We start from the raw sequence: 556 nt of genomic DNA, 5'->3' as shown, positions 1-556 counted from the left end.
GGACGGGCTTCGCCTGGAGGCCACGGCGGTCCCGTGGTGTTCCACCACGGCCACCCAGAGACACTTCTTGCCTGCCAGGATGTTCACGTTCCGCCTTCGCGATGCGAGACGAGCCTTCGTTGAACGGTATTGAGCCTAGACCCGAGCGGGCAGACGCCGATCCTCAGGAGTTGGGACCGGCGCGACCGGATCTCGGCCATCGGCGCCGTGACGGTCAGCCCGAAATGGAGACGCCTCCGGCTGTATTTCCACCTGATGCTCGACGATGAGAATGTCCACGGCGAGGACATCGTGGCATTCCTGCGGCAGTTGCGGCGGCACATCCCCGGGTTGAGGACGATCCTGTGGGACCGTGGTAACGTCCACGACCGCTCGAAGGCGGTGCGGGCCTGCCTGGCGGGTCACACCGAGGTCGTCACCGAGAAGTTCCCCGACGATGCGCCCAAGACGAATCCCGACGAGATGAGTTGGCAGCAAGCCAAGCGTGGCCGCCTCTCCAACTTCACGCCGGATGATACCGACGTGCTGCGATCCGTGCGGGTCGAGGAGTTGGACC

The 556-nt window shown here is 64.9% G+C and carries 1 protein-coding gene; it reads left to right on the top strand.

Annotated elements, in window-relative coordinates; translation table 11 throughout:
* Positions 1–129: 129 nt before the first annotated feature.
* On the top strand, positions 130–556 hold a 427-nt coding region (locus tag G6O54_RS37025), incomplete at its 3' end, for a transposase (RefSeq protein ID WP_205679195.1).

The sequence above is a fragment of the Aquisphaera insulae genome, assembly GCF_011064615.1.
Classification (GTDB): domain Bacteria; phylum Planctomycetota; class Planctomycetia; order Isosphaerales; family Isosphaeraceae; genus Aquisphaera; species Aquisphaera insulae.
This window is presented reverse-complemented; position numbering and strand designations above follow the sequence as displayed.